Below are 25,308 nucleotides of genomic sequence, written 5' to 3'. Positions count from 1 at the left end.
CAAGACTTAATATCGGAGAACCAGATGTTTGGAACCATGAAACGCGGCGTCAACGCCTACGCCAACGTGGGCCTCGAAACCGGCATCACGTCGGCCTCGCCGCACACCCTGATCGTGATGCTGTACGACGGCGCGCTGGCGGCCCTGATGGCCGCCAAGGGCAACCTCGCCGCCGGCAACATCGCCGCCAAGGGCAGCGCCATCTCGAAGGCGATCACGATCATCGACAACGGCCTGCGCGCCTCGCTCGACCAGGACGCCGGCGGCGAGATCGCCGCCAACCTGGATGCGCTGTACGACTACATGAGCCGGCGCCTGCTGCAGGCCAACCTCAAGAACGACGTCGGCATGCTGGACGAGGTGCACCGCCTGCTGGGCGAACTGCGCGGCGCCTGGGTGCAGATCGGCGACAAGGCCGGCCAGCCGGCCGCCGCCGCGAGCGCCGCCTCGCCGATGCCGAAGGCGGCGACCCTGGCCAGCGCCTGACCCGCCAACGCCCAAACCACGCGTACCGCAACAACATCACGACTGGACAATCGATGAACGCACAAGACACCGTCTCCATGTACGAAGCCATGGTCGGCATCACCGACCAGATGCTGGCCGCCGCCACCATTGAGGATTGGGACCGCCTGGCCCAGCTCGAGATGCAATGCGCCGCCTGCGTGCGCCAGCTGAAGGCGGGCGGCGACGCCCAGCCGCTGGCCGGCCAGGACCGGGTGCGCAAGGTCGATGCGATCCGCCGCATGCTGGACGCCGACCGCAAGATCCGCGACCTGACCCAGCCGTGGATGACGAAGTTGTCGGCCATGATCAGCAACAAGAGCACCGAACGCCGCGTCGCGCGCGCCTACGGGATCTGATGTAAGCCATGCTGCCGCGCGACGCATCGCTTGCCCAGGTCGCGCGCACCGCGCCGCTGGGACCGCTGGTCCCGGTCGGCGACGCCCGCCTGCAGGCCTTCCAGCGCGCCTTCGCCGGCATGGTCGGCCAGTCGATGCAGGCCGAGGTCATGTCGACGCTTCCCGACGGCAGCCACATCGTGCGCGTCAACGACATGGCGGCGCGCATGCAGCTGCCGGCCGGCGCCCAGGCCGGCAGCCAGGTGCCGCTGACCCTGGTGTCCCTGAATCCGCGTCCCACCTTCCAGGTCGACACCGGCCGCGCCGCGCCCGCCTTTGCCGAAGCGGCGCCGCCGCCGGAAGGAACACCCTCGGCGGCGCCGGCCTACCTGGAGGGCAAGGAAGCGGCCGCGCTGATGCGCACCTCGGGCCTGCTGGCGCAGGCGAAGACCGTCGGCCAGCTCGGCAGCGGCGCCGCCAGCGACGCCAACACCTCGATCAGCCGCGCCGGCAAGCTGCTCGGCGACGTCATCGCGGCCGCCCAGAAGGCGGATGCGCCGGCCACCGCCGCCGTCGGCCGCACGCCGCTGCTGCCGGGCCCGATGCTCGAGCCGGCCGCCATCGCCGCGGCGCTCGAGGACGGCATGGGCAAGAGCGGCCTGTTCTACGAATCGCACGTGGCCGAATGGGCGCAGGGCGCGCGCGCGCTGGCCGAACTGAAGGCCGAGCCGCAGGCGCAGGGACGCATGTCCTCGCCGCTGGAGCCGGCCACCGCCCAGTTCATCAACCTGCAGCTGAACGCGCACGAACAGGCGCGCGTGGCCTGGCAGGGGCAGTTGTGGCCGGGCCAGGAACTGCGCTGGGAAATCGAGCGCGATCCGGGCGAGCGCGACGCATCCGGCGGCCAGGGACGTGCAGACGGCGGCGCCGATGGCGCGGGCGGCACCTGGCAGAGCAGCCTGCGCCTGCGCTTCGGCGAGCTGGGAGAAGTATCGGCGCGCGTGGTGCTGTCGGGCGACCAGCTGCACATCCGCCTGGATGCCGCCAGCGCGGACGCCGGCGCGCGCATGCAGGCCGGGCGCGCGCGCCTGGAAACGGCGCTGGATGCCGCCGGCGTGCCGCTGTCGACGCTGGCGATCCATGCCGCGCCATCCGCCGCCCCTGCCGCGCCGGACGGGGCCGCCGATACCGGTGCGGCACCGGATGCGGCGCCGGATGCAGCGACGGCATCCGCATGAGCGCCGACGACGAGCGGCAGGCGGTACGGCGCCAGCATGCCGTCGCGCTGGCCTACGGCAGCGGCGACGCCGCGCCCAAGGTGGTGGCCAAGGGACGCGGCCTCGTGGCCGAGCAGATCATCGGCCGCGCGCGCGACGCCGGCGTGTTCGTGCACGAATCGAAGGAGCTGGTGTCGCTGCTGATGGAGGTCGACCTGGACCGCCAGATCCCGCCCGGCCTGTACCGCGCCATTGCCGAACTGTTGGCATGGCTATATCATATTGAATCGGCGCACGCTGCCGGCCTGGCAACGCCGCCTGCACCGGACACGGCGCGGCTGCTGCCACCACAAGAACCTCCGGTTGGAACAGATGCAAGCAATCACTGACGCCGAATTGGCAAGCTGGCGCAACTACGAAGTCGGGTCGCGCCGGGAGATCGTCGCCCTGCTGTGCCAGATTTCCGAAAAACGCCAGCTGGTCCGGCTGATGATCCGCGGCGAAGGCGACGCCTGCGTCACCTCGCTGCTGGCGGTCGACGCAAACAGCGGCACCATCGTGCTGGACCGCTCGATCAGCCGCGAGCAGAACGCGCGCATCGTCGGCGCCGACAAGGTGGTGTGCGAGACCGCGCTCGACAAGATCCGCATCCTGTTCAACCTGCAAGGCTTGCGCGAGACCGATTTCGAAGGCGGCCTGGCCCTGGCCGCCGACCTGCCCCCCACCCTGATCCGCCTGCAACGGCGCGAGTTCTATCGCATGACGACTCCCGTAACGAACCCGGTGCGCGCCACCATCACCCTGCCGCCCGAACTGGGCGGCGCCAGCGTGTTCCCGCTGGCCGACATCAGCTGCGGCGGCGTCGCCATGCTGGACAACAAGCACCAGCTGAACGCCGCGATCGGCACCAGCTATCCCGGCTGCCGCATCGACCTGCCGGAAATCGGCCCGGTCACCACCACGCTGCTGGTGCGCAACGCGATCGAACTGACCCTGCTGAACGACAAGACGACCCGCCGCCTCGGTTGCCAGTTCCTCGACATCTCGCGCGCCAACCTGGCGGCGGTGCAGCGCTACATCACCAAGCTGGAGCGCGAGCGCAATGCCAGGCTGGCGGGGCATTAGGACCCGAAACCCGCAAATCGTCGTCCCCGCGCAGGCGGGGACCCATGCTGAATATCGAGATTCGCTACATCCGAAATGCCGCGGCCGTTTTGAAAGCCGTGATTTTGGTTGATCCGTATGGGTCCCCGCCTTCGCGGGGACGACGGCGCTACTCTGCCGGCAGTTTGAGCCGCTTGAGGTGGAAGTCGTACTCGTACAATTCCCCGTAGCGCCCCCACTCCACCGCGATCTCCAGCGTGCGCCGCGCGCGGTTTTCCTTCATGCCTTCTTCCAGCAGCTCGATGAACGGCTCTTCCGGCAGCGTGCCGCTCTCGCTGGCCGCCAGTGCGGCGCGGATGCGCGCCGCCAGCGGCACGTTGGCCAGCACCTGGCGCCCGAACAGTTCCTGGCGCCGCGCCTGCGCCGCCGCCGCGTAGTCGCGCCCCAGCGCGCTGAGGATGATGTCGCCGCTTTCCACCTGCGCCAGCCCCAGCAGCGACAACGCCTCGAAGGCGGGGAACAGTTCCTCGTCCGACAGCTCGGTTTCCTCGGCCAGGTGCGGCAGGTCGGCGCGGCCGTCGAACGGCGCCTCGGCCACGCGCTCCAGCACCGCCTCGATGCGGCTGACGTCGGTATCCGGCAGCGCATAATCCGGCACGGCGGCGGGCATGGCGGCGCCCGGCGCGGCGGCGGGCGCCTTGCGCATCGTCATCAGGCCATACACGTGATCGATCAGGCCGCGCACCCGCGGCGAATCGGCGTCGCGCGGACGCGGCAGGTCGATCTGCACCTCGCTGACGATGCGGCCCGGATCGCTCGACAGGATGATGATGCGGTCGGCCATCATGACCGCTTCCTCGATGTTGTGCGACACCACCACGATGCCGCGCGTCGGGATCTGCTTGCCGTCCCACAGTTGCAGGATGTCGTTGCGCAGGGTTTCGCCGGTGAGCACGTCGAGTGCGGAAAACGCCTCGTCCATCAGCAGCACGTCCGGGTTGGTCACCAGCGCGCGCGCGATGCCGACGCGCTGGCGCATGCCGCCCGACAGTTCGCGCGGCAGCGCGCCGCCGAAGCCGGCCAGGCCGATCAGTTCCAGCACGGCATCGGCGCGCCGTTCGCGCTCGGCCGGCGCCACTCCCTGCGCTTCCAGTCCCAGCTCGACGTTCTGCTGCACGGTCAGCCAGGGAAACAGCGCGAACGACTGGAACACCATCGCCACGCCCGGCGCCGGGCCGTCGATCGGCCGTCCGCGGTAGCGGGCGCCGCCCTCGGCCGGCACCAGGCCGGCGATGATGCGCAGCAGCGTCGACTTGCCCGAGCCCGACTTGCCGAGCAGCGCCACGATCTCGCCCTGGCGCAGCGTGAAATCGACGCCGTCGAGGATGCGGCGCGGGCGGCCGTCGGCGCTGTTGAAGGATTTGCCGACCGAGGCCAGGTGGATCAAGTTGTCTTGTGCGATCGTCATTTCATACTCCACGGTTGTCGGCCAATAAGTACAGCTTGCGCCAGAAGAAGCGGTTCAACAGCATCACGAAGATGCACATGACGCCGATGCCGAGCGCGATGCGGTGGAAGTCGCCGGCATCGGTCATCTGCTTGATGTAGCTGCCCAGGCCCTGCGCGGCCAGCGTGGTCTTGCCCCAGGTAACATATTCGGCCACGATGCTGGCGTTCCACGAGCCGCCGCTGGCGGTGATGGCGCCGGTCACGTAGGCCGGGAACACCGCCGGCAGGTACACGCGCTTCCACTTCAGCCAGCCCTTCAGGCCGAGGTTGTCGGCCGCCAGGCGCAGCTCGGTCGGGATGGTCGAGGCGCCGGCCACCACGTTGAACAGGATGTACCACTGGGTGCCGAACACCATCAACGGACTGAGCCAGATGTTCGGGTTCAGGCGCAGGCTCACCAGCAGGAACACCACCAGCGGGAACATCAGGTTGACCGGGAACGCGGCCAGGAACTGCGCCACCGCCTGCACGCCCTGCGCATAGCGCGGGCGCAGGCCGATCCACACCGCCACCGGCACCCAGAACAGCGAGGCCAGCGCGATCAAGAGCATCACGCGCGTCAGGGTCGCCAGGCCCAGCAGCAGCACGTGCCCGGCTTCGGCCCAGCCGACTTCGCTGTGCACGTACACCACCAGGCGCAGGGTCGCGGCGGCCACGGCGACCGCCAGCAGCACGTCCCACACGCGTGACAGCACCCGTGGCGACAGGCGCGGCGCGGCGCGCTGCAGCAGTCCCGGGCGCGCCGCCGGCGCGCGGCCGGCATTGCCGAACCAGCCCAGGGTGGCGCGCATGGCGCCCCAGAAGCGGTCGGCCAGGCGGCTCATCCAGCGGCTGCGGCGGCCCCAGTCGAGCAGCCAGGAGCGCTGCGCGGTTTCCCCCTGCGCCTCCTCGAAGCGGAAGCGGTCGGCCCAGGCCAGCAGCGGGCGGAAGAACAGCTGGTCGTACAGCAGGATGCCGGCAAACATGGCGACGATCGCCCACGCCACCGCGCGCCCGTCCTCGTGCTCGATGGCGACCGCGATGTAGGCGCCGATGCCGGGCAACTTGATGTCCTGGCCGGCCACCGAGATCGCCTCGGCCGCCACCAGGAAGAACCAGCCGCCGGACATCGACATCATCATGTTCCACAGCAGCGCCGGCATCGCGTACGGCAGTTCCAGGCGCCAGAAGCGCTGCCAGCCGGACAGGCAGAACACCCGCGCCGCCTCGCTCAGTTCGTCCGGCACGGTGCGCATCGACTGGTACAGGCTGAACGCCATGTTCCATGCCTGCGACGTGAAGATGGCGAAGATGGCGGCGCATTCCACGCCCAGCATGCTGCCCGGGAACAGCGCGATGAAGGGCGCGATGGCGATCGCCTGGAAGCCCAGGATCGGCACCGACTGCAGGATGTCGAGCAGCGGGATCAGGATCTTTTCGGCGGCGCGGTACTTGGCGGCGACGAAGGCGAACACGAAGCTGAACAGCAGCGAGCAGCCGAGCGCGGCGAACATGCGCAGGATGGTGCGCAGCAGGTAGTACGGCAGCCCGGCGATGTCGAGCGAGACCGTGGTCGCCTGGCCCAGCACGAACGGGCGCGCCATCTGCATGGCGCCGTAGGCACAGGCGGCCAGCACTGCCAGCACCAGCGGCAGCAGCATCCAGTCCCAGCGGTTGAAACGTCCGGGGCCGCCGATGGCGCCGACACCGCCGTCCTGGACGGCGCCGCGGCGCTTGTCGAAGAATTCAAACATGCACGATCCTCATCCGCGCGCAGGGCGCGCGGCCAGCAAGACCGCGCAGCCGTGCCGGCCGGCCGCGTGGTCGGTGATTCCGTCGTTATGGTGTGACGCGGCCGCGCGCAGGCGCCGCAGTGCAGCAATGCCGAGTGCCGCATGCGCCGAGCATACGCTGCATTGATTACGGCAGCGTTAACGCGCTGGCTGGCGATGCGGGCCGACAACACCATATGAAAACGGCGGCGGCTGCGCTGCGGACGTGCTTTGCGGGTGATACCGTTGCTGGAGATTGCATGCCGCGGCGGAGGCCGGGCGGCGGCATGAAGACGACCATCATCCTGGGCAGGATGACGGCAGGAGACGGGAAGCCTGCGTTATCTTGCCGAGAACGTGCCAGGATTGGACTGGCAACAACTATCGCTCGAACAAGTGCCCATTGATGGACCCAAAAAATAAAAACAGCGGCAGTGTAATTGGGTGCGCAAGCCAGCGTCAAGCTGAAAAATGCGCTTAGGAAATGACATCGGTTGTTTGTTTCCGCTGAATCGTGGCTGCCGCCATTTCCGGTTGCCCGGCGCTACCTGCGCGACCGCGAGAACATGGAGCGCGCCGAAGAATAGAACGGCGTGGGCGGCGCCACCGGCCACCCGGCTGCTCATCCACTGTTCGCAAACAGAACAGCCTTTCACCCCTATTGCATCGATTCCGCAGCGTTTTGCCGATCCTCGTCTGTCTCTGCCCTTACCCACGCTGGGCACGCTTGTTGCATTGTTATGGAGGCATCGACCGATGCTTCGCTTCAATGAACAATAACGAGGAGACAGCGATGAAGAAAACGCTCATGCTGGGTCTGCTTGCCAGCGCCGCCATCCGCCCCGCATCGGCGGTCGACATCAAGGCCGGCGACTGGACCGTCAACGTCGGCGGCAACGTCAACGCCTACTACACCGTGGTGCGCTGCAAGGGCGATGCCGACGGCGGCCTGGCGCTGGCCGGCCGCACGCTCGGCTGCGGCGGCGAGGACCACCGCACCACGGTCGGCAACGGCCTGCTGCCGAGCGGCCTGGTGACGTCCGCCAGCACCAGCCAGGGCGGCTACGACGTCAAGGCATTGATCGGCATCTACGTCGCCACCGCCACCGACAGCGCCATCGCCCAGAACAGCACGGTGGACGTGCGCCAGGCCTATTTCAGCGTCGGCAATGCCGGCATCGGCAGCGTCAAGCTGGGGCGCGACTACGGCATCTTCGGGTCGCACGCGATCCTGGGCGACATGACCCTGCTCGGCGCCGGCGCGCCGGTGCAGGCGACCCAGCGCGGCCGGGTCACGCTGGGCCACATCGGCGCCGGCTACGCCTACTTCGGCCATTACGGCCAGGTGGCCTATACCGCACCGGCGCTGCCCCATGGAATCGGACTCGACGTCGGCCTGATGAGTCCGGTGGCCGACACGCCGATCGTGGCGCCGCCGCGCTACTCGGCCAGGTCGACGCCGCAGGTGCAGGCGCAATTGACCGGCGCATACGGTCCGGTCAAGGGCTGGCTGGGCGTCAAGTCGCAGCACTTCGAAGCGGCCGGCACGACGGCCGGCAACCTGCGCATGAACGCCGTCGAACTGGGTGCCTCGATGGATGCCGGACAAGCCGGCTTCCTGGTCAACCTGCAGCGCGGCAATGGCCTGGGCCTGCTGTCGGACGCCGACCAGGGCGACGTCAGGTCGACCCATTATTTTCTTCAGGCGACCTACAAGACCAATGAACGGCTGAAGCTGGGCCTCAACTATGGCAAGAGCCGCAACGGCGCGTCCGGCACCGGCACCGGCGGCCTGAAATCGAACGCCAACCTGACGCTGGGCGCCTACTATGCCCTCAACACAGCGGTGACGCTGGTGGGCGAACTGGGGCGCACCGAATCGCGCGCCTTCGGCGGCGCATCGAGCCACATGGACGGCATCTCGCTCGGCGGTATCCTGTTTTTCTGAACCGGAAGCCCTCCGCCTGGCGAATCGCGGGTAGACATCCGGCCGGCGCGTCCTACCCTGACAGGGGCGCGCGGCCATCCGGCGCCCCCTCACTCCCATCCGCCAGCGAAGGCATTCATGACGACAACGGCAAACGACAACCTGAACGACTGGCTGCGCGACGCCCACGCAATGGAACAGCAGGCGGAAAAGATGCTGAGCGCCCAGGCGGACCGGCTGGAAAACTACCCGGACCTGCGCGTGTGCATCGTCCAGCACATCGACGAGACGCGCTGGCAGCAGAGCGTGCTCGACCAGTGCATGACCCGGCGCGGCATCAGCAGTTCGGTATTGAAGGACCTGGGCGGGAAGCTGGCGGCTTTCGGCCAGGCCGTGGACGGCATGACGGTCAGCGACGAGGTCGTCAAGGGCGCGATGGCGGGCTACGTGTTCGAGAACCTGGAAATCGCCACCTACACGTCGCTGATCGCGGCGGCGCAGGCGGTGGGCGACGCGGAAACGGCCTCGGGCTGCGCGCAGATCCTGGCGTAGGAACGAGCGATGGCAACCTGGCTGCTGGAGCGGCATTCTCTTTTGATTGGATCGTCGTCGGTATCTTTCCGTGTTCAGGCAATGATGATCAAAAACCAAGCTCAGGCATGCTGGCATCGCCGCCGAAATAACTGTCCATGACCTCTCCGTGCATCATGAAATTCAACATCCAAGTGAGCTCGCCATCCCTCGTCGGCATCATGTCATCGATGACATGTCCCAAATGACGCCGCTGCTCCAGCGTATGCGCAAGCGCCGGATCGCACTCCACGGAGACGAGAAGGAATTGAAAGTCATCCTGGAGTTCGAAGCTGACGACATCGCTCGCCCAAGGGAGTGTTTCAATCACCTGCTGCCCTACGGCCTTTACGAGCTCATCAGAAATCAAGCGATCATTCATGGCGGGATCACCTTGGCAGCCTCTGTCAGCAATGTAGATTATCGCCGTTACGGCAGCAAGGCCGCGCTGCCCGGCCTCATCGACGAAGCAGCGATCACACCTGCATGTTCATGATGTCGTGATACGCCGACACCAGCTTGTTCCTCACCTGCACGGTGGCCTGGAACGAGATGCTCGCCTTTTGCATCGAGATCATGGTGTCGGACAGGCTGACCGAATTGTCGCCGGCGGCGAAGCGGTGGCCCATGTCGTCGGCCTGCAATTGCGCATTGCTGACGTTGTCCAGCTGCGCCTTGAGCGCATCCGAAAAACTGACCTTGCTGCTCGCGCCGGCGGCGTCCGCGCCGTTCAATCCACCGACGCCGCCGAGGCTGCCCACGCCGCCCGCAGCGCCCGCGCCACCGGCCGCTGAAGGCGCCGCCGACTTGGCCGCCGCCGCTTTCAATTGCGCCATCATCGCTTCGATACGGCTGCTGTCGATGCCGCCAATGTTCATGTCCGCCTCCGTTCAAAATGCGTGTCGCGCTGCGTGGCGGGAATGCCGAGCACGTCGATTCAGGCTCCCAGAATACCAGCGCCCCATCAATTGTTGCCGGTGAGCAGCACCGTAAACCTCCCCTTATTCGCGCGTTTGAATGTTGCCGTACGGCTTCATAATGGCACCTGCTTATTCATCCCACCCTACCCTCCACCGCCATGGCAACAGCCGAACAGCTTCTCGACAGCGACATCGATACCCCGGTCCCGCCGCCGAAGTATTGGGAAACCCCGATGGGCCGCAAGGTCGTCATCGGCGGCGCCGTGGCGCTGGCCCTGGCGGTGATCGCCGCGCTGTGGCTGTGGAGCTCGGCGCCGGAATACAAGGTGCTGTTCTCGAACACCACCGACCGCGACGGCGGCGCCATCACCGCCTCGCTCGACCAGATGGGCGTGAAGTACAAGTTCTCGGACGGCGGCAGCGCGATCCTGGTGCCGGCCGACCAGGTCCACTCGGTGCGCCTGAAACTGGCGGCGCAGGGCTTGCCGCGCGCCGGCAACGTCGGCTTCGAGCTGCTGGAAAACCAGAAGCTGGGCACCTCGCAGTTCGTCGAGCAGGTGAATTACCAGCGCTCGCTGGAAGGCGAACTGGCCAATTCGATCCAGGCGCTGGCCGCCGTTAGCCAGGCGCGCGTGCACCTGGCGCTGCCCAAGCCCTCGGTGTTCGTGCGCGACCAGCAGAAGCCCACCGCCTCGGTGCTGCTCAACCTGCAACCGGGCCGCGCGCTGGACCAGGCGCAGGTCAGCGCCATCGTGCACCTGGTGGCGTCCAGCGTGCCGGAACTGACCCCGGCCAACGTCACCGTGGTCGACCAGAACGGCACCCTGCTGTCGGACACCAGCAACAAGGGCGGCAAGCAGCTCGACCCGAACCAATTGAAGTACGTCGAGGCGCTGCAGCAGAACATCGTCAAGCAGGTCGAGTCGATCATCACCCCGCTGGTCGGCCAGAACAACGTGCGCGCCGAAGCCACCGCCGACGTCGACTTCGCCCAGGTCGACACCGCCGCCGAACTGTACAAGCCGAATTCGCCGCCGGAGCCGCAGGCGATCCGCAGCCAGCAGACTTCGGAGTCGGCCGGCCCGGGCACGAACAACCCGTCCGGCATCCCGGGCGCGCTGTCGAACCAGCCGCCGGGCGTGGCCACGGCGCCGATCGAGGGCGGCGCCCCGGCCGCAGCGAACGCGCAGGCAAATACCGGCCCGACGCGCAAGGATTCGACCACCAACTACGAAGTCGACAAGACCCTGCGCTACGAGCAAAAGCCGATGGGCGGCATCAAGCGCCTGACCGTGGGCGTGGTGGTCAACTACCGCCGCAGCGTCGATCCGAAGACCGGCAAGATCGCCATCAAGCCGCTCACCGCCGCCGAAGTCGCCCAGATCAACGAACTGGTCAAGCAGGCCATGGGCTACAGCCAGGCGCGCGGCGACACGCTGAACGTGACCAACGCCCCGTTCGACGGCATCGACAAGCCGGCCGAGGAAGCGCTCGACTGGTGGAAGGACCCGAACAACCTGCCGCTGGCCAAGGACATCGCCAAGTACGTGTTCATCGCCATGGTGATCGCCTTCCTGTGGTACCGCATCCTGCGTCCGCTGATGAAGCCGGTCATGAAGCAGTTCGACAAGGCGGTCGAGATGCCGCCCGAGCCGGAACCGGAAGAGCCGGAGCCGGAACCGGAGCCGGACCTGGAAGCGGAAGCGGCGGCGCGCCAGGAAGTCGAGGAACAGAAGCAGGTGCAGGTCTACAAGAACAACCTGGAAATGGCCAAGAGCCTGGCCCAGCATGACCCACGCATCGTGGCCAACGTGATCAAGGAATGGTTGGGAGCGGAACAATGAGCGACAAGGACAAGGAAGCGGTCAACAAGGCGGCCATCCTGATGCTGGCCCTGGGCGAATCGGAAGCGGCCGAGGTCATGAAATACCTGGGCCCGCGCGAGGTGCTGAAGCTGGGCGCGGCGATGGCGCAGATGAAGGCGGTGCAGCACGAGGAGGTGCTGTCGGTGCTGTCGGACTTCCGCGAGCGGGTCGACCTGCAGTCGACCGTCGGCCTGGACTCGGACGAATACATCCGGCAAGTGCTGACCAAGGCGCTGGGCGACGACAAGGCCGCCGTGCTGCTGAACCGCATCCTGGGCGGCAAGGACGCTTCCGGCATCGAGAGCCTGAAGTGGATGGACGCGCAATCGGTGGCGGAACTGATCCGCAACGAGCACCCGCAGATCATCGCCACCATCCTGGTGCACCTGGAGCGCGACCAGGCCTGCGAGATCCTGGCGCACTTCACCGACCGCCTGCGCAACGACGCCATCCTGCGCATCGCCACGCTGGACGGCGTGCAGCCGGCCGCGCTGCGCGAGCTGAACGACGTGCTCACCAAGCTCCTCTCGGGCAACGAGCACATCAAGAAATCCTCGCTGGGCGGCGTGCGCACCGCGGCCGAGATCCTGAACTTCATGAGCGGCGAGCAGGAAACCTCGGTCATGGAAAACATCAAGAACTACGACAACGACATGGCGCAGAAGATCATGGACGAGATGTTCGTGTTCGACAACATCATCGACATCGACGACCGCGGCATCCAGCTGCTGCTGCGCGAGGTGCAGTCCGAGATGCTGATCATCGCCCTGAAGGGCGCCTCGCAGGACTTGCGCGAAAAGATTTTCAAGAACATGTCGCAGCGCGCCGCCGAGATGATGCGCGAAGACCTCGAATCGAAGGGGCCGGTGCGCCTGTCGGAGGTAGAATCGCAGCAGAAGCAGATCCTGCAGATCGTGCGCAGGCTGGCCGACGAGGGACAGATCGTCCTGGGCGGCAAGGGTGAGGATTCGTTCGTCTGATGGCTATCCCCAAGGAACTCCAGTCGGCCTACCAGCGCTGGGAAATGACCTCGTTCGGCGACGAGCGCCCCAGCACGCTGGCGCAGCGCGCCGCCGCGCGCGAGGCCGAGGCGCGCGACGCGCAGGCCGCCATGGCCGCGGCGCAGGCGGCGCGCGCCGCCAGCCTGGCGCCGCCGGCGCCGGCGGTGGTCCTGCCGACCATCGAGGAAATCGAGGCGATCCGCGAGGCGGCGCGCCAGGAAGGCTATGCCGAGGGCCATGCCGAAGGGGTGCAGGCCGGCCATGCCAGCGGCTACGAGGATGGCCTGGCGCAAGGCCGCGCCGAATCCGCGCGCGAGCTGACCCACCTGCAGGAACTGGCGACCCGCTTCGGCGACGCCGTCACCGCCGCCGACGAGGCGATCGCGGCGGACGTGCTGGAACTGGCCGTGCAGCTAGCGCGCGGCATGGTGCGCATCGCCTTCGAGGTGCGCCCCGAACTGATCATCCCGGTGGTGCGCGAGGCGGTCGACTACCTGCCGACGCTGCAGCAGCCGGCGCTCTTGACCCTGCATCCAGAAGACGCGCTCGTCGTCCAAAGCGGCATCGGCCAGGAACTGGAAAAGAGCGGCTGGCGCATCGTCGAGGACGAGACGCTGGCGCGCGGCGGCTGCCGCGTCGACACCGCCAGCAACCAGATCGACGCCCAGATCGCCTCGCGCTGGCAGCGCCTGGCGAACGCGCTGGGCAGCGACCTGGAATGGCTGGCATGAACGCCGGCGCCGGCAGTGCCGCCGACCCGCATACCGCGCGCTGGAAATCGGTGCTGAAGGATTGCGGCAACCTGCTCGAATTCGTCGAGCCGATGCAGGTCACCGGGCGCGTCACGCGCGTGGCCGGCCTGGTGATGGAATGCGTCGGCCTGAAGCTGGCGGTGGGCAGCGCCTGCACGATCCCGGTGGCGTCCGGCGCGCGCATCGATGCCGAAGTGGTCGGCTTCGAGGGTGAGCGCCTGTTCCTGATGCCGCAGAGCGATGTCGAGGGCGTGGTGCCCGGCTCGCGCGTGTTCCCGGTCGAACCCGGCGTGCCGAAACCCGGCAGCGTGGCGCACCCGCGCCGCCGCCCGGCCGACCGCGCGCGCCACCTGCCGGTGGGCTGGGGCCTGCTGGGCCGCGTGGTCGACGGCGCCGGCCGCCCGCTGGACGGCAAGGGGCCGCTCGCTACCACCGACATGGGACCGCTGAATGCGCGCCCGATCAACCCGCTCGACCGCGCGCCGATCTCGGAAACGCTGGACGTCGGCGTGCGCGCCATCAACGCCATGCTGACGGTCGGGCGCGGCCAGCGCCTGGGCCTGTTCGCCGGTACCGGCGTCGGCAAGTCGGTGCTGCTGGGGATGATCGCGCGCTACACCACCGCCGACGTGATCGTGGTCGGCCTGATCGGCGAGCGCGGCCGCGAAGTGAAGGAATTCATCGAGCAGATCCTGGGGCCGGAAGGCCTGGCGCGTTCGGCCGTGGTGGCGGCGCCAGCCGACAGCCCGCCGCTGATGCGCCTGCAGGGCGCCGCCTACGCCACCGCGATCGCCGAGCACTTCCGCGACCAGGGCAAGAGCGTCATGCTGATCATGGATTCGCTGACCCGCTACGCGATGGCGCAGCGCGAGATCGCGCTGGCCATCGGCGAACCGCCGGCCACCAAGGGCTATCCGCCCTCGGTGTTCGCCAAGTTGCCGGTGCTGGTGGAACGCGCCGGCAACGGCCACGTGGGCGGCGGCTCGATCACCGCCTTCTATACCGTGCTGTCCGAGGGCGACGACCAGCAAGACCCGATCGCCGACGCCGCGCGCGGCATCCTGGACGGCCACATCGTGCTGAACCGCCGCCTGGCCGAGGCCGGCCATTACCCGGCCATCGACATCGAGCAATCGATCTCGCGCGCCATGCACGTGATCGCCTCGCGCGACCACCAGATGGCGGCGCGTACACTGAAGCAGCTGTACTCGCGCTACGAGCGCGCGCGCGACCTGATCACGGTGGGCGCTTACGCCGCCGGCTCGGACCCGGTGCTGGACCGCGCCATCCAGCTGCACGAACGCATCGAAGCCTTTTTGTGCCAGGAAATCCACGACAACACCAACATGCTGCAGAGCTTGGGGGAATTGACCTCGCTGTTCGGCTGATCGGATCGAAGTTGCCGCAGGTATACTTTGATTCACCATGGCCAACCAATCCGCACTCGATACCCTGATCGACCTCGCCCAGCGCGAATCCGACGACCGCGCCAAGCGCCTGGGCGCCGCGCTGAAGGCGGTCGAGGACGCCGAACAGAAGCTGCAGATGCTGCTCGGCTACCGCGACGACTACGCCGGCAAGCTCGACGCCGCCCAGCAGAACGGCATCACGCCGTTCGCGTACCACAATTTCGTGGCCTTCCTGGGCAAGCTGGAAAACGCCCTGAACGGCCAGCGCGATGTGATCAAGCATGCCGAATACAAGGCCGAGATGGAAAGGAAGGCATGGCAGGAAAGCGAGCGCAAGCGCCTGTCCTACCGCACCCTGAGCGAGCGCGCCGCCGCCCAGGCGCTGGCGCTGGAAAGCAAGCGCGACCAGAAGATGATGGACGACCACGCGGCGCGCACGGCGCGGCGCCAGCGCTGAACGCCGCCGGATTCGACACCGATTAACCCCTTGCGTCCCTTTCACGATCGCGATCATGCAGACCATTAATCTCCCGCTTCCGTCCACCGCCGCCGCGAACGCCGGCCAGGCCGCGCGCAGCGCGTCGCCCTCCATGAACGGCGATGCCGGCCGGTTCGGCGCCATGCTGTCGAACGAGCTGGCGCAGCGCCAGGCGCCGGCGCCCTCTCCCGCGCCTGTTTCAGCACCCGCGCCGGCGCCGGTCAAGGCGGGACCGGGACAGACGCACGAGGCGTCGCCGTCGCAGGGCGCCGACGAAACGCAGGCATCGGCGCAGGCCAGCGCGGTCGACCAGGCCACGCCGGCGTCCGCGGAGCAGGCGCAAGCCGGCGGCAAACTCGTCGACGGCGACGCCGCCAAGGACGGGTCGCAGGCAGCCGATGCGAGCAAGAGCGATGAACCGGCGACGCAGGCGGCCGCCGATCCGGCGGCGGCGCTGCTGGCCCTGATGGCCAGCCTGCAGCAGCCGGCCCAGGACGGCGCCGCTTCCGCGACGAAAGGAAAGAACGCCGCCGCGCAAGCCTTCGATGCGCTCGGCGGCGGCAACGGCAAGACACGGCGCAGCGATACCCAGTTGGCGGCGCTGCAGGCGGCGATGAAATCGGTCGCCAAGGATGGCGCAGGAACCACCTCCGCTGCCGCAGCGGGCGCCGGCGCCACGGCCCTCGGCGCCGCCGGCCAGGATGCCGGCCTGGCCGGCGCCGCGCTGGCAGCCGATGGCGGCGTCGGCGCGGCTGCGGGCGCCGCCGCAGCCGGCGCATCCGCCACCGATCCGGGCGCGGCCCCGGCCGGCGGCGCGGTGCGCGCCGTGCTCAAGGCGCCGGCCGACAACGCCGACGCGCTGCTGCAGCAGATGCGCGACAGCGCGCAGGGCGCCGTCCAGCCGCAGGCCGCCGCACTGGCGGCCGTGGCCCAGGCCCAGCCGGCCGTGCTGGAAGCCGCCCAGGCCGCCGCCGCGGCGGGCGACCGCCTCAGCGCCCGCGTCGGCACCTCGCAATGGGACAACCAGGTCGGCCAGAAGATCGTCTACATGGTCGGCAGCGAGGAGCAGACCGCATCGCTGACCCTGAATCCGCCGGACCTCGGCCCGATGCAGGTGGTGCTGTCGGTCAGCAACGACCAGACCAGCGTGACCTTCTCCTCGAACCAGCTGGAAGTACGCCAGGCGCTGGAAAACGCCCTGCCGCGCCTGCGCGAGATGATGAGCGAGAGCGGCATCGCGCTGGGCAACGCCAGCGTCAACGCCGGCATGCCGGACGGACGCCAGGCGCAGGACGGGTCGGAGCGCGGCGGCGACGGGCGCGGGTCGGGACGCGACGACGGCATCGGTGCGGCGGGCGACGCCGGCGCGCGGCCGGTGGCGCGCACCGTCATGCTGGGCGATCGGGGCATGGTCGATACGTTCGCATGAACGATTTGATTGCGCCGGCGCATCGGGGAGTGGCGTGGACGGCATCTGCGTGACGTCGATGCAACCATCTGGATGGCGCCGTCCACCCTGCGTAGCGGTCATGCAACGCCCTGATCCGCGATGTGTTTCCACGATGTCATCGAACATACCGGGAAACAACGAGTTGACGCCCCTTCTCCCCTCTTTTCGATCGTTGCCGCTGCGCACTTTTTTCCGATAATGACATAATCACGGAATCAACCACCAGCGCCTCGCGGCGGACCGAAGCAACTTGAAAGCGAACCCAAACATGAAAGCCGATCCCAAAGCGGACGCAGCACCGGCAGCCGGCGGCAAGAGCAAGCTGATCATCATCATCCTCGCCGTGGTGATCCTGCTGGGCGCGGGCGGCGGTGCGGCCTGGTATTTCTTGCACGGCAACGCCGACGCCCATGCCGAGGAAGCCGAGGCGCCCAAGAAGGAAAAGAGCGCCAAGAAAAAGAAGAAGGACGAGCATCCGCCGGAATACCTGGCAATCGAGCCGTTCACCGTCAACCTGCAGCCGGAAAACGGCGACCAGTACCTGCAGGTGGCGTTCACGCTGGAAGTCGACGGCCCCGAACAGTCCGAGCTGATCAAGACCAACATGGCCAAGGTGCGCAGCCGCGTGCTGCTGCTGTTGTCGGGCAAGAAGGCGTCCGAGATCAGCAGCGTGGAAGGCAAGCAGCAGCTGGCCGGCGAGATCCTGGCCGCGGTCAAGGAACCGTTCGCCGCGCACGGCGACGAGCAGGAAGTGTCGGACGTCCTGTTTACTTCGTTTATCATCCAATAAAGCATCAACGCGCACCCGGTAGAGCACCATGGCCGATAATTTTCTTTCGCAGGAAGAAGTCGATGCCCTCCTGAAGGGCGTCAACGGCGACCAGGACGACGTCGCGGCGCCGGAAGACACCTCGGGCGTCCGCACCTACAACCTAGCGACGCAGGAGCGCATCGTGCGCGGCCGCATGCCGACGCTCGAGATCATCAACGAGCGCTTCGCCCGCTACCTGCGGGTCGGCCTGTTCAACTTCCTGCGCCGCAGCGCCGAAGTGTCGGTGGGCTCGGTGCGCGTCTCCAAGTACAGCGAATTCATCCGCAACCTGGTGGTGCCGACCAACCTCAACCTGATCCACATGAAGCCGCTGCGCGGCACCGCGCTGATGGTGTTCGACCCGGGCCTGGTGTTCCTGCTGGTGGACAACCTGTTCGGCGGCGACGGCCGCTTCCACACGCGCGTGGAAGGCCGCGACTTTACCCAGACCGAGCAGCGCATCATCATGCGCATCCTGGACATCGTGTTCGAGGCCTACGCCAAGTCGTGGGAACCGGTGTACCCGATCGAATTCGAGTACATCCGCTCGGAGATGAACACCCAGTTCGCCAACATCGCCACCCCGAATGAAGTCGTGGTATCGTCCACCTTCACCATCGAACTCGGTTCGGTGTCGGGCCAGATCCACTTCTGCATGCCGTACTCGATGATCGAGCCGATCCGCGACGCGCTGACGTCCAGCATCCAGGGCGAGGCGCTGGAAGTGGACAAGCGCTGGATCCGCCTGCTGACCCAGCAGATCCAGGTGGCCGAGGTGGAGCTGGTGGCGGTGCTGGGCCACGGCAAGGCGAATTTCGACGAAATCCTGAACATGAAGATCGGCGACGTGATCCCGATCTCGGTGCCGGAGAACATCCAGGCCACCGTGGACGGCGTGCCGGTGATGGATTGCAGCTACGGCGTGTTCAGCGGGCAGTACGCATTGAAGGTCGAAAAGTTGCTGGCCAACAGCGAAACCTTCAGCAAGTAAATCGGTAAAGCAATCAGCAGCAGACCAGGAGAGAAGCACATGTCCGACACCCAAGACGACCAAGCAAGCCTCGACGACGATTGGGGTGCGGCGATCGCCGAGCAGGCCGCCGCCGAAGCGGCCGCGCTGGCCAGCCAGGCGCAGGCGGCGCCCACGGCCGCCGTGTTCCAGGATTTCTCGAACAAGGGACCGCGTCCGGACACGCCCAACGACATCGACTTCATCCTCGACATCCCGGTGCAGCTGACGGTGGAACTGGGCCGCACCAAGATCGCCATCAAGAACCTGCTGCAGCTGGCGCAGGGTTCGGTGGTGGAGCTGGACGGCATGGCGGGCGAGCCGATGGACGTGCTGGTCAACGGCTGCCTGATCGCCCAGGGCGAGGTGGTGGTGGTGAACGACAAGTTCGGCATCCGCCTCACCGACATCATCACGCCGTCGGAACGCATCCGCAAACTCAACAAATGATGGCGCGCCTGCTGACCGTCCTGGCCGTGGCGTTGCCGCTGGCCGCCTGCGCGGCGCAGCCGGACGGACGGGCCGACGGCGCGGCGGGGATGCAGGCGCAGCAGGCGGTGGCCATGCCGGCGGCGGCGGATGCGCAGGCCGGCGGCGCCGTGTCCGCGGCAGGTGCGCCGGCTGCCGGCACGGCGCAAACCGTCCGCCCCGCGCCATCGGCGGCCACTGGACAGCCGGCCGGCGCCACGCACAATCCGGACCAGCGTACGCGAGGGGCAGCGCAGGCGGCCACGCCGGCGAGCTCGGCGGCCAACTCGCCCGCTACCGGTCGCACCGACGGTGGCGCCGGCGCGCTTGCCGCCGCCAACGGACAGGCCGGACGCGTCGGCAGCAGCCCGGCCGCCGGCGCCACGGCCACGAACACGGAACCGGCGCCGCTGGGCAGCACCCCGCTGCAGGACGCGCCGGCGAACCCGGGCGTGCTGTCCAGCGCACCGGGTTCCGCGGCCGCCGGCCCGGCCGATCGCGGCCCGGCCGATCGCGGCCCGGTCGCGCTGCCGCCACCGGTGCAGCCGATGCAATCCGGACCCGCCACCGGCAGCCTGCTGCAGACCCTGTTCGCCCTGGTCGCGGTGCTGGCCGTGCTCGCCGCGCTGGCCTGGTTCCTGAAGCGCTACGGTCCCAAGGCCGGCGGCGGCAACGCCAGCCTGCGCGTGGTCGGCTCGCTCAACCTGGGCGGGCGCGAACGCCTGATGGTGGTCGAAGTCGGCAACCAGTGGATCGTGGTGGGCGCCTCGCCCGGCCGCGTCAACGGCCTGGCCACCATGCCCAAGCCGGACGGTGCGCAGGCAAATACCGGCGCGAACGCCAACGCCAATGACGGCGCGGTGCTGGCGCCGCACACGCCGTCCGCCGCCAGCTTCGCCGACTGGCTGAAGCAGACCATCGACAAACGCAAATAAGCACTCTCGTAGAAGAAGCCAGTCCTCCGATGCGCAAACAGACCTTCCTGCTGGCGGCCGGCCTGCTGGCCCTGCCGCTGGCAGCGGCCGCGGCCCCCGCCATTCCCGCCTTTACCACCAGCCCGGCGCCCGGCGGCGGCACCGCCTACTCGCTGCCGGTGCAGACGCTGCTCTTGATGACGGCGCTGACCTTCATCCCGGCGGCGCTCTTGATGATGACCAGCTTCACCCGCATCATCATCGTGCTGTCGCTGCTGCGCCAGGCGATCGGCACCCAGACCGCGCCGCCCAACCAGGTCATGGTCGGGCTGGCGCTGTTCCTGACGCTGTTCGTGATGGGGCCGACCTTCGACCGCATCTACAACGAGGCCTACCTGCCGCTGCAGAACAACCAGGTCCAGATGGGCGACGCGATGGACAAGGCGGCGGCGCCGCTGAAAGGTTTCATGCTGAAGCAGACGCGCCAGTCCGACCTGGCGCTGTTCGTCAAGATCTCGCGCACGCCGGCGCTGCAGGGACCGGAAGAGGTGCCGCTGCGCGTGCTGATCCCGGCCTTCATCACCAGCGAACTGAAGACGGCGTTCCAGATCGGCTTCGCCATCTTCATCCCGTTCCTGATCATCGACATGGTGGTGGCCTCGGTGCTGATGTCGATGGGCATGATGATGATGTCGCCGGCGGTGATCTCGCTGCCGTTCAAGCTGATGCTGTTCGTGCTGGTCGACGGCTGGCAGTTGCTGCTGGGGTCGCTGTCCCAGAGTTTTTACTAAGGAAGCACATGACCCCGGAAAGCGTCATCGCGATGGGCCGCACGGCCCTGGAAGTCACTTTGATGGTGTCGGCGCCGCTGCTGCTGGTGGCGCTGATCATCGGCCTGATCGTCAGCATCTTCCAGGCCGCCACCCAGATCAACGAGCAGACCCTGTCGTTCATCCCGAAGCTGGTCGGCATCTTCGTGGCGCTGGTGCTGGCGGGGCCGTGGATGCTGGGGGTGATGACCGATTACATGCGCAGCGTGTTCGGCGGGATTCCGCAGTTGATCGGGTGATCTCGTTCACCACCACCGAGCTGTATGCCTGGATCGGCGGACTGCTGTGGCCGCTGACGCGCATCCTCGGCCTGCTGGCGGCGGCGCCGGTGTTCGGCAATACCGGCGTGCCGCAGCTGATCAAGCTGACGCTGGGCGTGCTGCTGGCCGCCATCGTCGCGCCCACCATCCCTTCGCCACCGGCGGTCGATCCGACATCCTGGGCCGGCCTCCTGATCCTGGGCCAGGAACTCTTGATCGGCAGCGCTATGGGCTTCGCCATGCGCCTGGTGTTCGCCGCCGTCGAGTTCGCCGGCGAGCTCGCCAGCTCGACCATGGGCCTGGGCTTCGCCACCTTCTTCGATCCCGGCTCGGCCGGCCGCACCTCGGCCATCAGCCAGTTCCTGGCGCTGGTCGCGACCATGGCCTTCCTGGCGCTCAACGCCCATCTGGTGCTGATCGAGGCGCTGGTCGAGAGCTTCTTCACCCTGCCGATCTCGGCCGCCCCGATGTCGCTGGCGGCGCCGCTGGAAATGGTGCGCTGGGGCGGGCGCATCTTCTCGGCCGGGCTGCAATTGTCGCTGCCGATCGTCGCCGCCCTGCTGGTCACCAACATCGCGCTGGCGATCCTGACGCGCGCGGCGCCGCAACTGAACCTGTTCGGTATCGGCTTCCCGATCACGCTGGGCGCCGGCTTCCTGGTCATCAGCCTGACGCTGCCCTACCTCGGCACGCCGCTGCAGAACCTGTTCAACCAGGGCATCGAAGCCAGCCGCCGCATTCCGCGCACCGGCGGCCAGCGCCCGCCGCCGGCCGCTCCCATCACCAACTCGCGTTAGGCCGCAGCAAAATCGGGGTCAGAGCACAATGACGAAAAAATTCGGGGTCAGAGCAGATTCTCGAGAATCTGCTCTGACCCCGAACCATTGAAACGAATGAATTGCCGCTCGATTCTGCTCTGACCCCGAATTAACGACGTCAGGAGATGTAATTGAACAGGGACAGGCCGGACATGGTCTTGAACGAGACCTGGGCCGCCTGCAGCGTGGTCTGCTGCTGCGAGAACAGCGAGATCGCCTTGACCATGTCGAGGTCCTGCAGGCCGCTCAGCGTGGTCTGGTACTGCACGTTGAGGTCGTCGCCGGTGCTGTCCAGGTTGTCGACTTCCTTCAGGCGCGCGCCCACCGAGGCCTGCACCGTGAGCACGTTGTCGAGCGCGTTCTTCATGTTGGCGCCGGCGCTGGCCAGGCCGTTGGCCAGGGCCGCCTTGCCGGTCGAGCCGTCGGCCGAGGTGCGCAGGGTCGAGATCAGGTTGGTCAGCGTGGTGAACACCGACTGCTTCTGGCTCGGCGCCACGGTAAAACTGTCGCCGTCGGCCGGCGCGCCCTTGACGTCGAACGAGACGCCGTCGAAGGCGATCGCGGTGCCTTCCTTGTACGGTTGGTTCGCCAGCACGGCGGTGGCCGGCGAGGTGCTGTTGTCGGACACGCTGTAGGTGGTGACGGCCGGCGTGCCGCTCACGCTGAAGGCGACCGCGTAATCGTGGCCGGTCAGCTTGCTGCTGTCGGTCACGGTGCCGGGAGCGATGATGCCGGAGCCGGTGTTGGCGGCGGCCGCGGTGGTGGTGAACTTGCCGTTGCCGGTCGGGATGGCGTCGAAGATCGCGCTGCCGTTCTCGCTGACCGACATCGAGCGCGAGGTGCCGACCTGCAGGTTGCGCTGGCCCTGGTCGCCCTGGTAGGTGGCGCCGGTCGGGGTCTGGACGTACGGCTGGGTGCCGGTCTTGTAGCCCGAATACAGGTAGCCGCCGGTGCCGTCCGAGGTATTGGCCAGGCCGATCAGGTCGGTCAGGCGGCCCTGCAGTTCGGTGGCAAGCGCCTCGCGGTCGCTGGCCGAATAGCCGCCGTTGCCGGCGGTGACGATCAGGCTCTGGATCGAGGTGATCTGGGCGCTGACGTCCTGCATCGACTGGTCGACCAGCGACAGCGAGGTCTTGGCATTGCTGCGGTTGGTGCCGAACTGGGTGTTCATCGACTGCGACTGGGTCAGCTCCAGCGCCTTGGCCGAGGCGATCGGGTCGTCCGCGGCCGACAGCATGCGCTTGTTGGTCGACAGCTGCATCTGGGTCTTGGCGATCTGGCTCTGCAGCGTGTTGATCTGGCTGGTGCCGGCTTCGAAGATGGCGTTGGTGCTGATGCGGATGGACATGGCCTGTTCCTTTCAGTGGCGACTCAATGGCCGATCGACAGCAGCGTGTCGAACAGGGTATCGGCGATCTGCATCACCTTGCCGGCGGCCTGGTAGGCCTGCTGGTACTTGAGCAGGTTGGCCGCCTCCTCGTCCAGGTTGACGCCGGAGACGTTGTTGGCGGCGGTCTGCGCCTGCGCCAACTGGGCGGCGCCGGCGTCGGCGTTGGCCTGCACCTCGCGCGTCTTGTTGCCGACGTCGCTGACCAGGCGCGCATACGCCGACTGGTAGCTGGCGCTGCCGTTGTCGAGGATCTTCTTCGATTGCAGCTGGCCGATCAGGCCGGCGTTGCGGGTGTCGCCGGTGCCGCTGTTGGGGGCGATGGTGTAGGTGTCGCCGTTGCCCGGCACGCCGCTCAGGGTGAAGCTCATGCCGCCCACCGTGTAGCTGGCGCCGTCCGAGAACGGCACCGCGGTGCCGGCCGCGTAGGCAGTGGTGACGCCGCCGGTGGTGGTGACCGACACCGACTGGCCCGCCGGGAAGCCCGACAGCGACTTGGTGCCGCCGTCGTAGCTGACGTTGACGGCGGAGGTCAGCGGCGCCGCCAGGTAGTTCTTGTCGACCGTGCCGGCGCTGATCTTGGCGGTGCCGGTATTGGTCAGCGGGACGCTGGTGGCGATCGGCGTGGCCGCCGCGATCTGCGACTGGTCGGTGAGCGCCACCTTGAAGTTGGCGGCGCCGTTGATGGTCGGGCGCACCAGGAAGTTGTCGCCGGCGTCGGCCTTGCCGCTGACCGCGAAATCGAGGCCGTCGATGGTCTGCGGCGTGGTCTGCGGGAACGGCGAGATGACCGTCTTCTTGTTGTCCGACAGGCGCGTCACGTTGTAGTTGGCGCCGTCGAAATCGACCTTGTAGTCGCTGGTGGTCAGCTGGGTAGCATCGCTGACGGTGGCCGTGATGGCGGTGGTGCTGGTGATGTTGTTGTTGACGTTCTTGGTGACGTCGGCCGGCGCCACGCTGAAGAAGTCGCCGCCCGGATTGCCGTTGGCGTCCAGGCCCAGGTGGTGCTGGTCGTTCAGGGTCTGGGCCAGGCCGATGGCGATGCGGCCCATCGCGTTCTGCGCCGTGTCGAGCGACTTGGTGCGGAATTCCAGCGCGCCGCCCAGTTCGCCGCCGGTGAGGGCATTGTCGGCGATCGGCGTCACCTTGTTGTTGGTGACGTAGCCGACCGTGACGCGGGTCTGGTCGGTCGGCGAGCCGGTCGCGGCCAGCTGGAACGATTGCGAGCCCACCACCAGCGGCTGGCCGCTGCCGATCGACACCGTCAGGCTGTTGTTGTCGCCGGCCACCACGGTGGCCTTGACCTGCTTGTTCAGGTCCATGATCAGCTGGTCGCGCTGGTCCAGCAGGTCGTTCGGCAGGTTCAGGCTGTCGCTCGAGGACAGCTTGCCGATCTGGTCGTTCAGGCTGGCGATCTGGCTGGCGTAGCTGTTGATGCTGTCCACGCTCGAGCTGATCTGGGTGTTGACGCCCTTGCGGATTTCTTCCAGGCGGCCGTTCATCGACTGGAAGCGCGACGCCAGCGTCTCGGCCGAGGACAGCATCGCCGCGCGCGAGGGCACGCCGGCGCTGTCGCCGGTCAGGTTCTGCACCGCGGAGAAAAAGTCCTGCAGCGCCGGCGACAGGCCGGAGGTGGTGTCGGCCAGCAGGTTGTCGACCTGCGACACTTGCGCCTGGTAGGCCTCCAGGCCGCTGGTCGCGGACTGGGCGGTGCGCACCTGCGCGTTCAGGAAATCGTCCGAGTAGCGCTTGACCTGGGCGATCTGCGTGCCGGTGCCGATGTAGCCGTTGGTGCCGCCCATCGCCGTCGACGTCGACTGCACCACGCCCTGGCGGCTGTAGCCGGCCACGTTGGCGTTGGTGATGTTGTGGCCGGTTGTCGAGAGCGCCGCCTGGGCCGCGAACAGGCCGGATTTGCCGATGCTGAGGAGGGACATGTGGGGCTACCTTGGTTTTTCTATGTCATTATCGGCAAGCCGCGCCGAAACTTGACCGCGCCGCGCCTGGCACCCGCAC

26 protein-coding genes are annotated in these 25,308 nt (G+C 67.6%); 20 read left to right on the top strand and 6 right to left on the bottom strand.

The features are described 5' to 3' along the window. Window positions 1-24 precede the first annotated feature (24 nt). Genes fliS through HH212_RS13695 form a run of 5 tightly spaced genes read left to right on the top strand, consistent with a single transcriptional unit; the run spans window position 25 to window position 3,184 of the window. Window positions 25-486 carry a flagellar export chaperone FliS gene (gene fliS / locus HH212_RS13715; protein WP_170202982.1) on the top strand — a complete coding sequence of 154 codons (462 nt, stop codon included), beginning with the start codon at window positions 25-27 and terminating at the stop codon, window positions 484-486. A 53-nt stretch (window positions 487-539) separates the two neighbouring features. Beyond that, on the top strand, window positions 540-863 hold the full coding sequence (locus HH212_RS13710; protein ID WP_229217274.1) for a flagellar protein FliT: 324 nt from the start codon (window positions 540-542) through the stop codon (window positions 861-863). Window positions 864-871: 8 nt separating this feature from the next. Beyond that, on the top strand, window positions 872-2,080 hold the full coding sequence (gene fliK / locus HH212_RS13705; protein ID WP_170202981.1) for a flagellar hook-length control protein FliK: 1,209 nt from the start codon (window positions 872-874) through the stop codon (window positions 2,078-2,080). Beyond that, window positions 2,077-2,448 carry an EscU/YscU/HrcU family type III secretion system export apparatus switch protein gene (locus HH212_RS13700; protein WP_170202980.1) on the top strand — a complete coding sequence of 124 codons (372 nt, stop codon included), beginning with the start codon at window positions 2,077-2,079 and terminating at the stop codon, window positions 2,446-2,448. Before fliK ends, HH212_RS13700 begins: the two co-directional genes overlap by 4 nt. Beyond that, window positions 2,432-3,184: a flagellar brake protein gene (locus HH212_RS13695; protein WP_170202979.1), complete on the top strand. Its 753-nt coding sequence runs from the start codon at window positions 2,432-2,434 to the stop codon at window positions 3,182-3,184. Before HH212_RS13700 ends, HH212_RS13695 begins: the two co-directional genes overlap by 17 nt. 148 nt (window positions 3,185-3,332) lie before the next feature. On the opposite strand, the gene HH212_RS13690 is transcribed toward HH212_RS13695, so the two are convergent. Beyond that, window positions 3,333-4,631, bottom strand: coding sequence for an ABC transporter ATP-binding protein (locus HH212_RS13690; protein WP_170202978.1), 1,299 nt, complete (start codon window positions 4,629-4,631; stop codon window positions 3,333-3,335). A gap of 1 nt (window position 4,632) precedes the next feature. Beyond that, complete coding sequence (locus tag HH212_RS13685) at window positions 4,633-6,312, bottom strand: ABC transporter permease (RefSeq protein ID WP_229217741.1); 1,680 nt, start codon at window positions 6,310-6,312, stop codon at window positions 4,633-4,635. A gap of 904 nt (window positions 6,313-7,216) precedes the next feature. Between HH212_RS13685 and HH212_RS13680 the strand changes: the two genes are divergently transcribed. Both HH212_RS13680 and HH212_RS13675 read left to right on the top strand, forming a co-directional pair. Next, window positions 7,217-8,371, top strand: a complete 1,155-nt coding sequence (locus HH212_RS13680; protein WP_170202976.1) for a porin family protein — start codon at window positions 7,217-7,219, stop codon at window positions 8,369-8,371. A 117-nt stretch (window positions 8,372-8,488) separates the two neighbouring features. Further along, a complete protein-coding gene (locus HH212_RS13675; RefSeq protein WP_170202975.1) occupies window positions 8,489-8,902 on the top strand; it encodes a ferritin-like domain-containing protein in 414 nt (137 codons plus the stop codon). A gap of 88 nt (window positions 8,903-8,990) precedes the next feature. Here the strand turns inward: HH212_RS13675 and HH212_RS13670 are convergent, their stop codons facing one another. Both HH212_RS13670 and fliE read right to left on the bottom strand, forming a co-directional pair. Then, on the bottom strand, window positions 8,991-9,302 hold the full coding sequence (locus tag HH212_RS13670) for a hypothetical protein (RefSeq protein ID WP_170202974.1): 312 nt from the start codon (window positions 9,300-9,302) through the stop codon (window positions 8,991-8,993). Window positions 9,303-9,396: 94 nt separating this feature from the next. Further along, complete coding sequence (fliE, locus tag HH212_RS13665) at window positions 9,397-9,798, bottom strand: flagellar hook-basal body complex protein FliE (protein WP_170202973.1); 402 nt, start codon at window positions 9,796-9,798, stop codon at window positions 9,397-9,399. A gap of 200 nt (window positions 9,799-9,998) precedes the next feature. On the opposite strand from fliE, the gene fliF reads away from it, so the two are divergent. From fliF to fliR, 13 genes are all read left to right on the top strand, one after another. Continuing rightward, window positions 9,999-11,684 (top strand): flagellar basal-body MS-ring/collar protein FliF, encoded by a 1,686-nt coding sequence (gene fliF / locus HH212_RS13660; RefSeq protein ID WP_170202972.1) that lies wholly within the window; start codon window positions 9,999-10,001, stop codon window positions 11,682-11,684. Next, window positions 11,681-12,685 (top strand): flagellar motor switch protein FliG, encoded by a 1,005-nt coding sequence (fliG, locus tag HH212_RS13655; RefSeq protein WP_170202971.1) that lies wholly within the window; start codon window positions 11,681-11,683, stop codon window positions 12,683-12,685. The genes fliF and fliG overlap by 4 nt, the downstream gene beginning before the upstream one ends. Continuing rightward, complete coding sequence (locus HH212_RS13650) at window positions 12,685-13,437, top strand: flagellar assembly protein FliH (protein WP_170202970.1); 753 nt, start codon at window positions 12,685-12,687, stop codon at window positions 13,435-13,437. The genes fliG and HH212_RS13650 overlap by 1 nt, the downstream gene beginning before the upstream one ends. Continuing rightward, window positions 13,425-14,846, top strand: a complete 1,422-nt coding sequence (gene fliI, locus HH212_RS13645; RefSeq protein ID WP_370663874.1) for a flagellar protein export ATPase FliI — start codon at window positions 13,425-13,427, stop codon at window positions 14,844-14,846. The genes HH212_RS13650 and fliI overlap by 13 nt, the downstream gene beginning before the upstream one ends. Window positions 14,847-14,883: 37 nt before the next feature. Beyond that, window positions 14,884-15,324: a flagellar export protein FliJ gene (gene fliJ / locus HH212_RS13640; RefSeq protein WP_170202968.1), complete on the top strand. Its 441-nt coding sequence runs from the start codon at window positions 14,884-14,886 to the stop codon at window positions 15,322-15,324. Window positions 15,325-15,379: 55 nt separating this feature from the next. Then, window positions 15,380-16,774, top strand: a complete 1,395-nt coding sequence (locus HH212_RS13635) for a flagellar hook-length control protein FliK (RefSeq protein WP_170202967.1) — start codon at window positions 15,380-15,382, stop codon at window positions 16,772-16,774. A gap of 289 nt (window positions 16,775-17,063) precedes the next feature. After that, on the top strand, window positions 17,064-17,585 hold the full coding sequence (gene fliL / locus HH212_RS13630) for a flagellar basal body-associated protein FliL (RefSeq protein WP_170202966.1): 522 nt from the start codon (window positions 17,064-17,066) through the stop codon (window positions 17,583-17,585). A 28-nt stretch (window positions 17,586-17,613) separates the two neighbouring features. Continuing rightward, complete coding sequence (fliM, locus tag HH212_RS13625) at window positions 17,614-18,597, top strand: flagellar motor switch protein FliM (protein ID WP_170202965.1); 984 nt, start codon at window positions 17,614-17,616, stop codon at window positions 18,595-18,597. 39 nt (window positions 18,598-18,636) lie between these two features. Next, entirely contained in the window at window positions 18,637-19,065 is a 429-nt protein-coding gene (gene fliN / locus HH212_RS13620) for a flagellar motor switch protein FliN (protein ID WP_170202964.1), read from the top strand. Next, window positions 19,062-20,018, top strand: coding sequence for a flagellar biosynthetic protein FliO (gene fliO, locus HH212_RS27365; RefSeq protein WP_229217273.1), 957 nt, complete (start codon window positions 19,062-19,064; stop codon window positions 20,016-20,018). The genes fliN and fliO overlap by 4 nt, the downstream gene beginning before the upstream one ends. A gap of 29 nt (window positions 20,019-20,047) precedes the next feature. Continuing rightward, window positions 20,048-20,788 (top strand): flagellar type III secretion system pore protein FliP, encoded by a 741-nt coding sequence (fliP, locus tag HH212_RS13610; RefSeq protein WP_170202963.1) that lies wholly within the window; start codon window positions 20,048-20,050, stop codon window positions 20,786-20,788. Window positions 20,789-20,796: 8 nt separating this feature from the next. Continuing rightward, window positions 20,797-21,066: a flagellar biosynthesis protein FliQ gene (gene fliQ, locus HH212_RS13605; RefSeq protein ID WP_170202962.1), complete on the top strand. Its 270-nt coding sequence runs from the start codon at window positions 20,797-20,799 to the stop codon at window positions 21,064-21,066. Further along, window positions 21,063-21,884, top strand: a complete 822-nt coding sequence (fliR, locus tag HH212_RS13600) for a flagellar biosynthetic protein FliR (protein WP_170202961.1) — start codon at window positions 21,063-21,065, stop codon at window positions 21,882-21,884. Before fliQ ends, fliR begins: the two co-directional genes overlap by 4 nt. 139 nt (window positions 21,885-22,023) lie before the next feature. Here the strand turns inward: fliR and flgL are convergent, their stop codons facing one another. Both flgL and flgK read right to left on the bottom strand, forming a co-directional pair. Next, window positions 22,024-23,253, bottom strand: coding sequence for a flagellar hook-associated protein FlgL (gene flgL, locus HH212_RS13595; RefSeq protein ID WP_170202960.1), 1,230 nt, complete (start codon window positions 23,251-23,253; stop codon window positions 22,024-22,026). Between the two features lie 23 nt (window positions 23,254-23,276). After that, a complete protein-coding gene (flgK, locus tag HH212_RS13590) occupies window positions 23,277-25,229 on the bottom strand; it encodes a flagellar hook-associated protein FlgK (RefSeq protein WP_170202959.1) in 1,953 nt (650 codons plus the stop codon). Window positions 25,230-25,308: the final 79 nt, after the last annotated feature.

The sequence above is a fragment of the Massilia forsythiae genome (assembly GCF_012849555.1).
In the GTDB taxonomy this organism is placed as follows: Bacteria; Pseudomonadota; Gammaproteobacteria; order Burkholderiales; family Burkholderiaceae_D; genus Telluria; species Telluria forsythiae.
This window is presented reverse-complemented; position numbering and strand designations above follow the sequence as displayed.

What these genes read in the sequence shown, in the direction of transcription:
- fliS (WP_170202982.1), top strand. Translation starts at nt 25, where the DNA reads ATGTTTGGAACCATGAAACGCGGCGTCAACGCCTACGCCAACGTGGGC.
- HH212_RS13710 (WP_229217274.1), top strand. Translation starts at nt 540, where the DNA reads ATGAACGCACAAGACACCGTCTCCATGTACGAAGCCATGGTCGGCATC.
- fliK (WP_170202981.1), top strand. Translation starts at nt 872, where the DNA reads ATGCTGCCGCGCGACGCATCGCTTGCCCAGGTCGCGCGCACCGCGCCG.
- HH212_RS13700 (WP_170202980.1), top strand. Translation starts at nt 2,077, where the DNA reads ATGAGCGCCGACGACGAGCGGCAGGCGGTACGGCGCCAGCATGCCGTC.
- HH212_RS13695 (WP_170202979.1), top strand. Translation starts at nt 2,432, where the DNA reads ATGCAAGCAATCACTGACGCCGAATTGGCAAGCTGGCGCAACTACGAA.
- HH212_RS13690 (WP_170202978.1), bottom strand. Translation starts at nt 4,631, where the DNA reads ATGACGATCGCACAAGACAACTTGATCCACCTGGCCTCGGTCGGCAAA.
- HH212_RS13685 (WP_229217741.1), bottom strand. Translation starts at nt 6,312, where the DNA reads ATGCTGCTGCCGCTGGTGCTGGCAGTGCTGGCCGCCTGTGCCTACGGC.
- HH212_RS13680 (WP_170202976.1), top strand. Translation starts at nt 7,217, where the DNA reads ATGAAGAAAACGCTCATGCTGGGTCTGCTTGCCAGCGCCGCCATCCGC.
- HH212_RS13675 (WP_170202975.1), top strand. Translation starts at nt 8,489, where the DNA reads ATGACGACAACGGCAAACGACAACCTGAACGACTGGCTGCGCGACGCC.
- HH212_RS13670 (WP_170202974.1), bottom strand. Translation starts at nt 9,302, where the DNA reads ATGAATGATCGCTTGATTTCTGATGAGCTCGTAAAGGCCGTAGGGCAG.
- fliE (WP_170202973.1), bottom strand. Translation starts at nt 9,798, where the DNA reads ATGAACATTGGCGGCATCGACAGCAGCCGTATCGAAGCGATGATGGCG.
- fliF (WP_170202972.1), top strand. Translation starts at nt 9,999, where the DNA reads ATGGCAACAGCCGAACAGCTTCTCGACAGCGACATCGATACCCCGGTC.
- fliG (WP_170202971.1), top strand. Translation starts at nt 11,681, where the DNA reads ATGAGCGACAAGGACAAGGAAGCGGTCAACAAGGCGGCCATCCTGATG.
- HH212_RS13650 (WP_170202970.1), top strand. Translation starts at nt 12,685, where the DNA reads ATGGCTATCCCCAAGGAACTCCAGTCGGCCTACCAGCGCTGGGAAATG.
- fliI (WP_370663874.1), top strand. Translation starts at nt 13,425, where the DNA reads ATGGCTGGCATGAACGCCGGCGCCGGCAGTGCCGCCGACCCGCATACC.
- fliJ (WP_170202968.1), top strand. Translation starts at nt 14,884, where the DNA reads ATGGCCAACCAATCCGCACTCGATACCCTGATCGACCTCGCCCAGCGC.
- HH212_RS13635 (WP_170202967.1), top strand. Translation starts at nt 15,380, where the DNA reads ATGCAGACCATTAATCTCCCGCTTCCGTCCACCGCCGCCGCGAACGCC.
- fliL (WP_170202966.1), top strand. Translation starts at nt 17,064, where the DNA reads ATGAAAGCCGATCCCAAAGCGGACGCAGCACCGGCAGCCGGCGGCAAG.
- fliM (WP_170202965.1), top strand. Translation starts at nt 17,614, where the DNA reads ATGGCCGATAATTTTCTTTCGCAGGAAGAAGTCGATGCCCTCCTGAAG.
- fliN (WP_170202964.1), top strand. Translation starts at nt 18,637, where the DNA reads ATGTCCGACACCCAAGACGACCAAGCAAGCCTCGACGACGATTGGGGT.
- fliO (WP_229217273.1), top strand. Translation starts at nt 19,062, where the DNA reads ATGATGGCGCGCCTGCTGACCGTCCTGGCCGTGGCGTTGCCGCTGGCC.
- fliP (WP_170202963.1), top strand. Translation starts at nt 20,048, where the DNA reads ATGCGCAAACAGACCTTCCTGCTGGCGGCCGGCCTGCTGGCCCTGCCG.
- fliQ (WP_170202962.1), top strand. Translation starts at nt 20,797, where the DNA reads ATGACCCCGGAAAGCGTCATCGCGATGGGCCGCACGGCCCTGGAAGTC.
- flgL (WP_170202960.1), bottom strand. Translation starts at nt 23,253, where the DNA reads ATGTCCATCCGCATCAGCACCAACGCCATCTTCGAAGCCGGCACCAGC.
- flgK (WP_170202959.1), bottom strand. Translation starts at nt 25,229, where the DNA reads ATGTCCCTCCTCAGCATCGGCAAATCCGGCCTGTTCGCGGCCCAGGCG.